General features: G+C 66.2%; 8 protein-coding genes. 3 read left to right on the plus strand and 5 right to left on the minus strand.

Annotated elements, in window-relative coordinates; all coding sequences use genetic code 11:
- Positions 1 to 6: 6 nt before the first annotated feature.
- Complete coding sequence (locus FHW94_RS08645; RefSeq protein ID WP_168555225.1) at positions 7 to 2,445, plus strand: TonB-dependent receptor; 2,439 nt, start codon at positions 7 to 9, stop codon at positions 2,443 to 2,445.
- Positions 2,446 to 2,546: 101 nt separating this feature from the next.
- Entirely contained in the window at positions 2,547 to 4,040 is a 1,494-nt protein-coding gene (locus FHW94_RS08650; RefSeq protein ID WP_210425487.1) for an aldehyde dehydrogenase family protein, read from the plus strand.
- Between the two features lie 13 nt (positions 4,041 to 4,053).
- Here FHW94_RS08650 and FHW94_RS08655 read toward each other — a convergent pair whose 3' ends face one another.
- The 5 genes from FHW94_RS08655 to FHW94_RS08675 all read right to left on the minus strand — a co-directional run bounded on the left by FHW94_RS08655 (position 4,054) and on the right by FHW94_RS08675 (position 12,316).
- Complete coding sequence (locus FHW94_RS08655; RefSeq protein WP_168555227.1) at positions 4,054 to 7,647, minus strand: ABC transporter permease subunit; 3,594 nt, start codon at positions 7,645 to 7,647, stop codon at positions 4,054 to 4,056.
- Between the two features lie 19 nt (positions 7,648 to 7,666).
- Positions 7,667 to 8,560: an ABC transporter ATP-binding protein gene (locus FHW94_RS08660; protein ID WP_168555228.1), complete on the minus strand. Its 894-nt coding sequence runs from the start codon at positions 8,558 to 8,560 to the stop codon at positions 7,667 to 7,669.
- A gap of 162 nt (positions 8,561 to 8,722) precedes the next feature.
- Positions 8,723 to 9,313, minus strand: a complete 591-nt coding sequence (locus tag FHW94_RS08665) for a TetR/AcrR family transcriptional regulator (RefSeq protein ID WP_168555229.1) — start codon at positions 9,311 to 9,313, stop codon at positions 8,723 to 8,725.
- The gene (locus tag FHW94_RS08670; protein WP_168555230.1) at positions 9,313 to 10,716 is read right to left on the minus strand and encodes an efflux transporter outer membrane subunit; all 1,404 of its coding nucleotides are present in this window, start codon (positions 10,714 to 10,716) and stop codon (positions 9,313 to 9,315) included. The genes FHW94_RS08665 and FHW94_RS08670 overlap by 1 nt, the downstream gene beginning before the upstream one ends.
- Positions 10,717 to 10,729: 13 nt before the next feature.
- A complete protein-coding gene (locus tag FHW94_RS08675; RefSeq protein ID WP_210425488.1) occupies positions 10,730 to 12,316 on the minus strand; it encodes a DHA2 family efflux MFS transporter permease subunit in 1,587 nt (528 codons plus the stop codon).
- A gap of 118 nt (positions 12,317 to 12,434) precedes the next feature.
- Here FHW94_RS08675 and FHW94_RS08680 point away from each other — a divergent pair, with 118 nt between their 5' ends.
- Entirely contained in the window at positions 12,435 to 13,598 is a 1,164-nt protein-coding gene (locus FHW94_RS08680) for an HlyD family secretion protein (protein WP_349237466.1), read from the plus strand.
- Position 13,599: the final 1 nt, after the last annotated feature.

Consider the following 13,599-nt stretch of genomic DNA (forward strand, 5'->3'; position numbering starts at 1 on the left):
AGAACCATGACTGATCGTACCGCAATTGCGCAACGGCGCGTTGCCCGCGCCGCCTGGCTTGCCGCCGGCAGCGCGTTTGCACTCGCGGCCGCGCCGGCTTTCGCGCAGGACACCGCCGCCGCGCCCACGCAGGCCGGCCCGGCCGAGGCCGAACGCACCCCGGCGATCGAGGAAATCGTCGTCACCGCGCAGTTCCGTGGGCAGAAGGTGCAGGATACACCGATCGCGATCACCGCGATCAGCGCCAGCACGCTCGCCGCCAAGGGGCAGCTCAGCATCACCGACCTTGGCGCCACGGCACCCAACGTCAATCTTTCCAGTTCGACCGGGCTTAACGGCAGCGCCGTCGCTGCGTTCATCCGCGGCGTCGGCCAGGGCGATTCCAGCTTTGCGCTCGAACCTGGCGTGGGCATCTACATCGACGACATCTATTATGGCACGACCTACGGCGCGGTGATGGACCTGACCGACCTCGACCGGGTCGAGGTGCTGCGCGGCCCCCAGGGCACGCTCGCCGGCAAGAATTCGCTGGGCGGCGCGATCAAGCTGTTCTCGGCCAAGCCCAATGCCGATGCCGGCGGTTTCGTCGAAGGCACATATGGCCGCTTCAACCGCGTCGATTTGCGCGCCAGCGCGAACATCCCGATCACCGACGGCGTCTATGTTCGCCTATCGGGCGTGTCGAAGCACACCGATGGCTACATGCAGTTGCTCGACTATGGCTGCGTCAATCCAGGCAGCGGCATCGCCCCGACCACCGGCAACAACGATTGCCGCAACGGCACTGAAGGTGGCATTGATGTCAAAGCCCTGCGCGCCGCGCTGCGCATTGCCCCCGCCGGCTCGAAGCTCGAGGTCAACCTTGTCGCCGACGTGGCGCAGAACGATTCCGAGCAAGTCGCGACCAAGCTGGTCTATGCGAACAACCCTGGCGTGCGCAGCTATGTCGCCGGCGATCCGGCGGGCGGCGTGCCGTTCGACAGCCGCTTTATAACCTGCGCCCATTGCTACACCTCGTATGCGAACTATACGAGCGGCGGCAATTACACCTCCGGCTTGCCCAAGGTGTACCCCTTCACGCTGTTTCCCAACCTCCAGGTTGCGCCGGGCGGTTTTTCCACCAGCCCGAAAAGCGCGGTGAAAAGCTGGGGCGCGGTGGGCACGATCGACTATGCGCTGTCCGACGCACTCTCGATCAAGTCGATCACCGGCTACCGCTCGGCCAAGGGCACCAGCGGCATCGATCTTGATGGCTCTCCACTGGCGATCCTGCTCCAGGAATTCGGTTATGAACACCGTCAGTTCACCCAGGAACTGCGCCTCTCGGCCAAGTTCGGCAGCCTCGCCGACCTGACGCTGGGCGGCTACTATTACGATGCGCGCGACCATCTCACCGGGCGGGCGCAGATCCCCAACGTGGCCTTCGACTTCCGCACCGACGATCCCGTCAGCAACGTCAGCAAGTCGGTGTTCGGGCATCTCGAACTGCACCCGATCGCAGACCTGACGGTGATTGGCGGCCTGCGCTATACCAATGACCGCAAGACCTACACATTCGGTCGCCGCAATCCCGACGGCAGCGCAATTTCCCCGGCCAATTTCCCGCTCAACATCCTGCTGCTCGGCCTCGACGGGGCTAGCTCCACCTTCCGCGGCGAGCGGGTCGACTATCGTATCGGCGTCAACTACCGCTGGAGCCCGGAATTGATGACCTATGCCCAGGTCTCAACCGGCTACAAGGGCGGCGGCATCAATCCCCGCCCCTATTTCGCCAGCCAGGTGCAGCCCTTCAACCCAGAGACGCTGACGACCTACGAAGCGGGCTTCAAGTCGGATCTGCTGGGTCGTGCGCTGCGCCTTAACGGTGCTGTGTTCTATAACGATTACAAGAATATGCAGATCCAGTTGCAGGTCTGCCCGGCCTTCACCGATCCGTTTCCCTGCGCGGCGATCGGCAATGCCGGCAATGCCCACGTCAAGGGTGTCGAACTGGAAGCCACCTTGCGCCCGGTGCGCGGCCTGACGATCGATGGCAACGTCGGCTATCTCGACTTCCAGTATGCCTCGGTCAATGCCAACACCGGCATCAGCCGCAGCATGAAGGCCCCGTTCAACAACAAGTGGCAGGCGTCCGGCTCGGTCCAGTACCAGGCAGACCTCGGCAGCGCGGGCACGCTGACCCCGCGCCTCGATTGGACCTACCAGTCGAGCTTCTATTACAACGCGGTCAACACGCCGCTCGATCTCGTCGCCGGGCGCAGCCTGTTCAACGCCCGCCTGACTTACGAAGATGCCCGCAAGGCCTGGTCGGCAAGCCTTGGCGTCACCAACCTCGGCAACAAGTTCTATTACCTCGGCACTAGCTACAACGCCACGTACGGCGTTGCGAGCGGCGCCGTGGGCCGGCCGCGCGAATGGTCGCTGACCTTGCGCCGCACGTTCTGACCGGGCGGGGAGACGCGGGCGGGGTATCGACACCGCCCGCCTCCAGCCCGCGTCTCGCGTCAGCTCCCAGCCTCGATTCCGATACGCAAGGAATGCCCGACATGCCCCATGCTCCCGTCCTGCCGCACCTGCGCCATCCCCATCACCTGTTTATCGACGGTGCGTGGCGCGAGCCCCACGGCCGGGAGCAGACGCACGTGGTCTCGCCCACCACGGGCGCGGTGATTGCCACGCTTGCAAGCGGCGATGCCGACGATATCGCAGCCGCTGTCGACGCCGCACGGGCCGCTTTCGATCACGGCCCCTGGCCGCACCTCTCCCCGACAGAGCGGGCCGCGTACTTGCGGCGGATGGGCGAGCTGCTGCGCGCGCGCATTCCTGACCTCGCCAATGCCTGGATCGAGCAGATCGGAGCACTTGCCGGGGTCGCGCCGCTTGTGGTGGGCGGTGGCGTCGCCTGGTTCGACAGCTATGCCGACCTGGCCGACCGCTATGCCTGGAGCGAGACGCGCGCCCTGGCCGATGCGCCGGGCACAGCCCTGGTGGTGCGCGAACCGGTCGGCGTCGTTGCCGCGATCGCGCCGTGGAACAATCCGTTCGGGATCATGGCGGGCAAGATCGCCCCGGCCCTGCTCGCCGGGTGCACCGTGGTGATGAAGCCCGCGCCCGAAACGCCGATCGAAGCCTGGATCATCGCCGAAGCGGCACAAGACGCCGGCCTGCCGCCAGGCGTGCTCAACCTCGTCGTTGCCGATCGCGCCGCGTCCGACAGCCTCGTGCGCCATCCGGGCATCGACAAAGTGAGCTTCACCGGCTCGGTCGCGGCCGGCACGCACATTGCCGCGGTCTGTGGCGCGCGCATGGCGCGCTGCACGACAGAGCTGGGTGGCAAGTCGGCTGCCATCGTGCTCGACGATTTCCCGATCGAGACGGCGGCGCGCACGCTCGCGCGCACTATCACCATGTCGGCCGGGCAAATCTGCGCCGTGCTGAGCCGCGCGATCGTGCCCGAAGCCCACCGTGCGGCCTTCGTCGCTGCGGCGGTGGACGAAATGCGCCGCGTGCGCATCGGCCACCCGCGCGATGCCGCGGCCGAGATGGGCCCGCTGGCCATGGTCCGCCAACGCGAGCGGGTCGAGGCCTTCGTTGCCCAGGCGATCGCCGAAGGTGCCACGCTGGCCACCGGCGGCGCGCGCCCCGCCCACCTGCCCGATGGCGCCTATTACGAACCCACGCTGCTGACCGATGTCGGCCCCGCCAATATCGCCGCGCGCGAGGAAATCTTCGGCCCGGTGCTCACCGTCTTGGGCTATGACACGCTCGATCAGGCGATCGCGCTGGCCAATGCCACGCCCTATGGCCTCTACGGCACGGTCTTCACCCACGATGCGGCGGCTTTTTCCCGCGTGGCGCGCGGCGTACGCAGTGGCACCCTTACCCAGAACGCCTTTCGCTTCGACAGTGCCCTGCCCTTCGGCGGCTTCAAGCTGTCTGGCTGCGGGCGCGAGGGCGGGAAGGAAGGGCTCGACAGCTTTACCGAATACAAGGCGGTCATTCCCGCTGCAGCAGCACCGGCCGGTCATTCGGTGCTGTAACGCGGTTTGCGCTTCAGCCGCCGGTCACAGCCACCACGTTGTCGTCGCTCTTGCGATCGATAAAGGTGTTGTAGGGATCGACCCCGGCATAGGCCGGCTTGCGACGACTGGTCAGCACGATCGTGGCGGTGCCATCGCGCAGGCGATGCCGTTCCATGGCAATGACGTCGGCCGCCCCAAACGCGCCCTCGCCCGGCTGCGCGGTGAACAGCCCGATGTCGACATCCTGGTCGAGCGGCGTGGGCGTGCTTGCCCCCTTGCCATCGTCGCGTGCCATGCTCGCCGTCAGCGCCAGCGTAGTCTGCCAGGTCCCGTCGGGCAGGCGGCGGGTCACGGCGCGATCGGCCTTGAAATCCCACACCGTGATGGTTTCCAGCAAGTCGTGCACCAGCGCATGTTCCTGCGCGGTACGGGCCAGCGCATGGAAGCCGCGCACAAGGTCCATCGAGGTGGCGTAAGGTGGCCCCTGGAAGCGATAGCGTGCGAGGATCTGCCGAAGCATGCCGTTGACCCGCGCTTCGCCCAGCCGATCCTGCAGCAGGTAGAGCGCCACGGCACCTTTGCGATAGTGGATGTAGGGCTGGTCCTCCACCCGCGCCAGCGGCACTTCCTCCACCGCTTCGCGCCCGCGCGAGGCAAGGTAGCGATCAAGCTCGTAGCGCAGGAAGCGGCGGATCTTGTCGGGCCCGTACAACTGCTTCATGACCATCAGAGCGGAATACTGCGCCAGCGTCTCCACCATCATCGTGCCGCCCTGCATCTCGGCGCTGATTTCCTGGTGGCCCCAGTACTGGTGCGACAGCTCGTGCGCGGCGACATAGGTGGCGTAGTCGATCTTGTCGGGATCGCTGAAGTCACCCAGAAAACCGATCGATTCCGAGAACGGCATGGTGCCGGCAAAGGCCTGGGCAAAGCTGGCATAGCCCGGAAATTCCACTATGCGGGCATAGCCGAACTGATAGGGGCCGAATTCGCGGCGATAGTAGCCGAGCGCCACGCGCGCGGCGCGCTGCAGCCGGTCCACGTTATAGGCGTGGCGCGGATCGAAATAGATCGAGACCTGCACGCCATCGGCATCGCGCTTATCCACGCCATAGCGGGCAGACTGGATCGACCAGAAGTTGAGGATCGGAACGCGCGAGACGAAGCGCGCGGTGCGCCATCCGCCCTGCACCGTATCGGCAACCTTGTCACCGGGCGCCAGCGGCACCTGGTCCGCCGCTGTGGTCACCGTGATGTCGCTGGTCACCCAACTGGCGTTCGACAGGTAGTTGAACTGCCGCGCGCCCTGATCTTCCAACTTGGCCATGCGATGCTCACCGGGCAGGCCATGTTCGCGGCGCTTGACCGGATCGCTCAACATCGCCGCCCGCTGGATGCCGATCGTGGGCGCGATCTGCGTGGAATCGAGGAACGTGCCGTTGGCAAGCAGGCGGGTATCGTCGCCCAGCGGATTGAGGCCCGGCTGCCAGCGCTGCACCTTGAAATGTATCCGCGTCGTCTGCCCCGGGCCCAGCGGATGGTCGAACGTGAAGAAGCGCACTTGGCGGCGGTCGTCATCGTGGGTGGCGCGGGCGCCGTCGATCGTCAGTGCGAGCACGTCGCGGTCGTGCTGCGGCAGCATGAGGTGCACGGTGCTGAGCGGCGCACCGGTGGCATTGACCAGCGCATATGTCCCTTCGGCTTCCATCCGCGGCTGCGCCGGATCGATCGTGACCTTGAGCGTGACATGCGTGACGCTCGGTTCGGGCGCATGCTCATAGCGGGCGTAGAGCTTTTCGAGATCGGCGGCGTCGATCTCCTGCTGCGCACCGTTCTCGTAGTGGTTGCGAACGTCCATCTGGTAATAGAGCCAGGCCCCCGTGGCGGCCATGCCTGCCAGTGCGGCAAGGAGCAGCACCCCGGCCGGGCTACGCAGCCGGCGCAGCGCCTGGCGGCTGCGCACGCCGACGCCATCGTTGGCACCACGTGGCCACAGCAGGTGCGCCGCAGCCATCAGCGCCACGAGCAAAAAGCCCCAATAAAGCCGCAGCCACCAGTTGGTCACCCAGCCCACCCGCGCGCCGTTCATATCGGTCAGCGGGTTGGGCACGCTCGACGCGTATTGGTAGAGCGGATGGTCCCAATGCATCGCCGACGCCACGATGCCGAAGACGAACCACACCAGCAGCAAGCCCCAGCCAACATACTTGCTGGGCGAAACGACCTGCAGGAACACGGCAAGGCCGGCGAGCAGCACCATGTCCATTGCCGTCGGCACAAGGTACCACCACAGATACTGCCCAGGTTCGATCGCCGTGAAGCCGCTTGCCAATTGCACGCCGATGCCGACCAAGGCCCCCAGCGCCACGGTGACCACCAGGACCAGTGCGAGCGCCAGCACCTTGGGCAGCAGCAAGGCCCAGCTTGGCAAGGCGCTGGCATCGATGATCGCGCTGATCCGGCGCTCGCGATCGCGCCAGACGAGTTCGCCTGCATAGAACGCGGCGATCACGATCGGGCCGAGCGTGAACGCGCCGCGCAGTGCCGTGATCTGCAGGAACGTCGCAGGGTAGCTTTTGCTACCATAGAGGCTGTCGCTCAGGCTGAGTGCGGCAAGCGCGTTTATCGCCCCCACCGCCACCAGCACCAGGAAGGCCGGACTGCGCAGGATCATCCGCGCTTCGAACGCGATGCGTGCAAACAGACGCGGCCAGCGCGCGCGGGCCTGGTCGGGATCGGGCAAGCGCGCGACCCGGCTTGGCGTCGCCACGGCGAGCTTGCGTGCGCGTTTCGCCTCGCGCCGCAACTGGCGTTTGCTGGCGGCAGGCGCGGTAAAGCTGAAGCGCCACCACGCCGTGGCAAGCGCCGCGATCGTCACGGCCAGCCAGATCGCACGGTTTTCGAGAAACAGCGTGGAAAACGGAAAAGGCCGTGTGTTGATTTCGGCCAGGGTCCAGTACCGGGTTTCAAGCGAGATGGCGACGACGCCGAACGGATCGGTGAGCGCCGCCAGCGTGCGCAGGTCGGGATGGCTCGACAGGATGCCGCGCGTCACGCCCCAGATCAGCAGGCTGGCAACCACTGCAACATACGTCGCCATCATCGAGCGCGTGAGCGTCGCCACCGCGAAGAAAAACGCGGCGCACAACAGCAACGTGGGCATCGCCACGATCACAAAGGGCCGCAAATAGGCGTCGATCCGGTTGGGACCGATCGTTTCAGGGTCCAGCCAGGGCATCAGCGAGCCCACGAAGCTGCCCAATGGCACCGCCGCGAAAACCAGCAGAGAGACCAGGTAAGCGCCAGCGAAACGGCCGAACAGATAGTCGGCCTTGCGCACCGGCGTGGCGCGGACCAGGGGGCCAAAGCCGCTGTCATCATCCCTGACGATCACGTTCGCGACAAAGGCCGTCGTCGCAAACAGCGCGAAAATGGTCATCACGCCCTGGGTCATCGCCAGCGACAGCGTGCCGTTCTGCCACGCGTTGTCGGGCGTGCCACCGATCGTCAACTGGCTCGATGCCATGGCGCCATAGGCCAGCAGGAAGAACAGGGCAAACACCACCCAGAATACCGGGCTGCGCAGCTGATAGCGGATCTCGAAGGCGGCGATGCGGCCGAGCATGGCGGTGCCCCTTACTGGTTCAGGCGCCGACGGCCGGCGCGGCAGTGCGGGCAGCAAGCAGGGCGGAGAAATAGACGTCCTCGAGCCCACCGGGAACAGCCACGAAGCCGTCACCAGGGATGGTCTCGGCAATCACGTGCACGACCGTGCGCCCGCCGCGCAGACGGGTGGAAATCACGCGATGTTCGGCGCTGACCGCGGCGAGGTCAGCCCGGTCGATCGCGCGTTCCCACACCTGGCCAGACAGCGCAGCGATCAGCGTGGCCGGCGCGCCTTCGAGCAGTATCTGCCCCTGGCCCAGGATCGCCATGCGCGGGCAAAGGTCGGTGACATCGTCGACGATGTGGGTCGAAAGGATCACCACCACGTTCTCGCCGATCTCGGCCAGGAGGTTGAGGAAGCGATTGCGCTCTTCGGGATCGAGCCCGGCGGTCGGTTCATCGACGATGACGAGGCGAGGATTGCCGATCAGCGCCTGGGCAATGCCGAAGCGCTGGCGCATCCCGCCGGAATAGCCGGCCACCGCCTTGCGCCGCACATCCCACAGATTGACTTGCGCAAGCAGCGTTTCGACCGTGTCCCGCCGTTCGCCGCGCCCGGCGATGCCCTTGAGCACCGCCATGTGGTCGAGCAGATCATAGGCGCTTACGCGCGGATAGACGCCAAAGTCCTGCGGCAGGTAGCCAAGCTGGCTGCGGATCGCCTGGGGATCGGCGATCACGTCGATGCCGTCGAACGTAATGCGCCCGCTGCTGGGGATCTGCAGCGTGGCAACCGTGCGCATCAGGGTAGACTTGCCGGCGCCGTTGGGGCCGAGCAGCCCGAACATGCCCTTGGGAATTGTCAGCGTGACGCCGTCGAGCGCACGGGTGCCGTTGCCATAGACGTGCGAAACCCCCTGAAGTTCGAGCATGTTCTCAAGTGCCTCGCTGCCATGGTCGGACGAGCGCAGGCTAGGCGGCAGGCAGCGCGATGGCAAACGCGGCTCGACGAACGCCTTTTGACGGGCGGTTCGGGCCGCAATGCCACGCGCAATCGTGCGTACTTGAGCTGTGCGAGACCAAGCCCGCGATCATCACAGCGCGGTCGGCAAGCCGATCCGCCGCTTGAGCTGCTCTCGCGAAGCGCGCAAAGCAATCGATGCCGTCTCGTCGTCCAGCGTTCGGGCCAGGGTCATGGCGCCGACCATCTCGGCCAGGACCGAGGCCGCCAGCACGTCCGGTTCGGGCGCGCCGAGCCCGGCCAGGGCCTTTGCCAGCGCGGCGCGAAACGCGGCGATGCCTTGGGCAAAACGCTGGCGAGCGGCCTCCGGCATGCGGCTCGACTCACCCCCCAGGCTGGGGATCGGGCAGCCCACATCGGTCCGCCGCCGCGCTTCCTCGGAAAGGTAATAGTCGATGAGCAACGACATGCCCCTCGCCGGCTCGTTCCCGGTGAGATATCGTCTTACCATCGCATCGCTATCGCCAAACATCCGGTCCACCGCATGGGCAACCAGATCGTCACGGTTTTCGAAATGCGCATAAAAGCCGCCATGCGTCAGCCCCGCGCGCTTCATTAGCGCGGCAACGCCGATCCCGTCGGCACCCTTTTCGCGCATCGCCTTTGCCGCTTCATCCAGGATGCGCGCGCGCGTGCGCTCCTTGGGCGTCATGGTCTCGCTCATCAGCTTCGTGGCTCCCATCCTCCGCCCAACGCACGAACGGCCGAAACGGATTCGCGCGCCGCCTGGGCGCGTGCCTCCGCAAGGTGGTCGTTGGCATCCAACAGCGCGCGGTCGGCATCCAGTACGTCGATCAAGGCCAGCGCGCCACCCTCGTAACCCTGCCGCGCCTGATCGCGCGAACGGGTCAGCGATGCAACCTGCTGCTGGCGCAACGCGATTTCCGCCCGCGTTTCGGCAAGGCGGGTGATCGCGGTTTCCACCTCCTCGGTCGCCTTGAGCACCGAGCCGCGAAGCTGCGCCAGCGCCTCGGCCTCCTTGCCGCGTGCCTGCGCCACTTCCGCATCGACACGGCCGAAATCGAACAGGCGCCACCGCAGCGCCGCCCCGCCGCTCGCCTGCAGGGCATTGCCGGCAAACAGGCCGCCGGTCCCGATACTGGCAAAGCCGAGCAGGCCATTGAGGGACAGACGCGGGTAATAGTCGGCCATGGCCGCCCCGGTCCGGGCGCTGCTCGCGGCCAGATGCCGTTCGGCTGCCACCAGATCGGGGCGCCGGCGCATCAATTCACCCGGGATCGCGCTGCCGCTGGGATCGGGCGCATCGGGCACGGGCTGCGCCGCGGCCGCATGCAGCAGGTCCGATCCGGCCTGCTGGCCGGTCAGCACGTCGAGGCGGTTGATCTGGCCGGCGATCGCCGCGCGTAGCGGCGCCAGCGTCGCCTCCAATCCAGCGCTTTCGCCCAAGACCCGCTGGTGTTCGCGTTCGGCAACCAGGCCCTGCGCCGCCTGTTGGCCCAGAAGGTCGGCCAACTGGCGTTCGGTCGAAAGTTCGTGCGAGACGACATCGTACCGTGCCTGCAACCCACGCAACTGCAGATAGGCATCGGCCGTTTCTGCAGCAACGCTCAGGCGCACGGCGTCCTCGCTTGCCGCCGCGGCGGCAAAGTCGGCCCGCGCCGCCTCGCGCCCGCGCCGCAAGCCGCCGAACAGGTCGATTTCCCACGATGCCTGCGGGCCCACGGTATACAGAGAATAGTCGCGCGGCAGGTCCAAGCGACTGGACACCGCGCCAACGGGCGTGCGCAGCGACTGGCGCGTGCGTTCGGCCGAGGCGGCAACGCTGGCCTGGGGCAGCAGCGCCGCACCACTTTCCTGCACGGCGGCGCGCGCCTGGATCACCCGCGCGGCCGCGGCGGCCACATCGAGATTTTGCGCCAGCGCCATCTCGACCAGGGAATCGAGCACAGGATCGCCGAAACGGCGCCACCATTGCGCATCCGCCGCGGCGATGGGCACAGGCGCATGATAGGCACGGGACAGGGCAATCTTGGGAGGAACATAATCCCGGCCGGCGGTGCAGCCAGAAAGGGCCGAGACGGCAAGCAGGATAGCGGCAAGGCGCATGGCAAAGAACTCCTCAGTGCGCCAGATCGGGCGACGGCGGCGTGGCATTGGCGGGTGGGCGGCAGAACGGCACCATCACCAGCGCCGCGATGAACATCCAGGCGAGCAGCCGGAAGACGTCGTTGAAAGCGATGGTCAACGCCTCGCGGCCAACGACTTGGGCAAACAGACCTTGTGCCATCGTCAGGGCCTGGTGCGTATCGGGGGTGGCTTGCGCCAGGCGCCGCGCGATGCCCGCCACCATGTCCGACGCCGCGCCGGGCTGATGGCCAAGCGCTTCGCGGATCCGGCTTGACGCGATGCGGGCATGGTCACGCAGCAGGGTATTGACCACGGCAATGCCGATGGCGCCGCCCAGATTGCGCATCAGGTTGAACAGGCCAGAGGCATAGCGCAGTTCGGCTGGCTGGAAGCCCGACAGCGCCATGCTCACGCTGGGCACGATGCACAGCATCAGGGCAAGGCCACGCACGGCTTGCGGGAAAAACAGCTCCCAGAACCCCCACGCGCTGGTCATGTTGGACGTGAGCCACAGGCTTGCGGCGAACAGCGACAAGCCAACCGTGATCATCCAGCGCATGTCGACCCGCTGGCTGAGATAGGCGCTGACGACCACGCTCAACAGCTGCGTCACGCCCACCACGAACACCGTGGTGCCGATCTGCAGCGAATCGTACCCGCGGATGCGTGCCAGGTAGACCGGCACCAGATAGATCGCCGAATACATGCCGATGCCGATCACGAAATTGAACGTGCAGGCAAAGGCGAAGGTCGGCCGGCGGAACGGCTGCAACCGCACCAGCGGATTGCTGGACCGGAAGGAACGCTCGAGAAACAAGACGAAAGCGACGGCCGAGCACCAGCCGGCGATGGCAATGGTGGGATCGCCGAACCAGTCCTTGCGCGGTCCTTCCTCCAGCACATATTCAAGGCCGGCAAGGAACACCGCCATCGCCACGAAATGGCTCCAGTCGATCCGGCCGAACATGGATGGATTGGCCCGATCCACGCGAAGAATCTGCCAGGCCAGCAATGTCACCACGATGCCGGGGATGATGTTGATGAAGAACAGCCATCGCCAGTCGAGCGCCTGGGTGATCGCGCCGCCGGCACTGGGCCCCAACGTTGGCGCCAGCACGCTGACGGTGCCCAGGATGGCCGGGATCAGCGCCCGTTGCGCGCCGCTGAAGATCGTGAACCCCACCGCGAAGACCAACGGCACCATCGCCCCGCCGGTAAACCCCTGCAGCGCGCGGAAGGCGATCATCGATTCCATGTTCCACGACAGCCCGCACATGAGGCTGGAGAAGGTGAACATCCCCGCCGACATGACAAACAGCCAGCGGGTCGACATCGCCCCGGCGAGATAGCCCGACAGCGGGATCATCACCAGCTCGGCCATCAGATAGGCTGTCTGCACCCAGCTCACTTCATCCGGGCCGGCAGCGAGCCCTGCCTGCACGTCGCTCAGCGAGGCAGACACGATCTGGATATCGAACAGCGCCATGAACTGGCCGAACGCCATCACTCCAAAGATCAGGAACTTACGCGCCGTCGGCATCGCCGAGGGGTCTGCCGACCAGTCCTGACCAAGCTCCATCAGCCATCCCACGAACCCGCTTCCTTTCCGATCGACGAAATATGACTCGACATATGATGAACGTCATACAATATGATGTTCATCATATACGCAAGCAATCTCTGCAAGGAGGCGCGCGGTGAGCGCAAAGCCAATGGATGAACAATCGGAAGGACAGCAGCAAAGCGAAGGCTTGCCGCCAGCTGCGCAGAGTGCCGGCGCGCCCGCGAAGGCGCAACGCCGCGGGCCCGGCGGCCGCACGTTGCTGGTTTCGGCACTGGCGCTGGCGGCAGCGGCAGGCGGCGCCCTGTGGATCATGGCGCGTCCATCGGTCGAAGCGACCGACGATGCTTATGTGGCGGCCGATTCAACCACGGTGGCGCCGAAAGTTCGCGGCCTGGTTGGCGCCGTGTTCGTGCGCGACAATCAGGTCGTGCACGTCGGTGATCCCCTCGTGCGGATCGATTCTGAAGAATTCGATGCCAAGGCGGCGAGCGGGCGTGCCGATCTGGCGGATGCGGAAGCCGATGTCGCCGCAGCGCGCGCGGCGCTCGTCAGCCTTGACGCAGAAGAGCGGTTGGCCGCAGCGCAGGTTACCGCGGCGCGCACCACGATCCGTTCGACCGCCGCCGAGGCTGAGCGCGCAGAAACCGATCGCCAGCGCTATGACGCCCTGGTTGCCACAGGCGCTGTCGCACGCCGCGATGCCGAGACCTATCGTGCCACGGCGATCAACGGCGCGCAGGCGGCCGCCCGTGCCAAGGCACTGCTGGCCGTGTCGCGGCAGCAGGCAAGCGTGACAGCGGCACGCCGCCCCACCTTGCTCGCCGCGCTCGAAAAGGCGCAGGCAACACGACAGCGCGCGATCGCCGCACTCGATCTCGCGCGTCAGGATCAAGCCCATACGATCATCCGCGCCGCTGTCGATGGCGTGGTGGGCAATCGCCAGGTCCACGTTGGGGATTATGTTCAGCCCGGATCGCGCCTGCTCACGCTGGTGCCCATGAACGCCCTTTATGTGACGGCGAACTTCAAGGAAACGCAGACCCGCGACATGCGGGCCGGGCAACGCGCGACGATCAGCGTCGATGCGCTCGACCATGCGCTCTCCGGCCGTGTCGAAAGCTTTGCACCGGGCACCGGCTCCAGTTTCTCGCTGCTGCCGTTCGAACCCGGCACCGGCAACTTCACCAAGATCGTCCAGCGGGTGCCGGTGCGCATCCGCTTCGACCCCGGGCAAGCCGCCAACCCGGTGCTGCGGCCCGGCCTGTCCGTCACCGCCAAAGTCCGACTGTCCAACTGAC

Origin of the sequence: Novosphingobium sp. SG720 (genome assembly GCF_012275365.1) — a bacterium.
GTDB classification, from domain to species: Bacteria; Pseudomonadota; Alphaproteobacteria; order Sphingomonadales; family Sphingomonadaceae; genus Novosphingobium; species Novosphingobium rhizosphaerae.

Excerpts from the sequence above, each read along its gene's own strand:
- FHW94_RS08675 (WP_210425488.1), bottom strand. The coding sequence starts at position 12,316 with ATGGAGCTTGGTCAGGACTGGTCGGCAGACCCCTCGGCGATGCCGACG.
- FHW94_RS08670 (WP_168555230.1), bottom strand. The coding sequence starts at position 10,716 with ATGCGCCTTGCCGCTATCCTGCTTGCCGTCTCGGCCCTTTCTGGCTGC.
- FHW94_RS08650 (WP_210425487.1), top strand. The coding sequence starts at position 2,547 with ATGCCCCATGCTCCCGTCCTGCCGCACCTGCGCCATCCCCATCACCTG.
- FHW94_RS08655 (WP_168555227.1), bottom strand. The coding sequence starts at position 7,647 with ATGCTCGGCCGCATCGCCGCCTTCGAGATCCGCTATCAGCTGCGCAGC.
- FHW94_RS08645 (WP_168555225.1), top strand. The coding sequence starts at position 7 with ATGACTGATCGTACCGCAATTGCGCAACGGCGCGTTGCCCGCGCCGCC.
- FHW94_RS08660 (WP_168555228.1), bottom strand. The coding sequence starts at position 8,560 with ATGCTCGAACTTCAGGGGGTTTCGCACGTCTATGGCAACGGCACCCGT.
- FHW94_RS08665 (WP_168555229.1), bottom strand. The coding sequence starts at position 9,313 with ATGAGCGAGACCATGACGCCCAAGGAGCGCACGCGCGCGCGCATCCTG.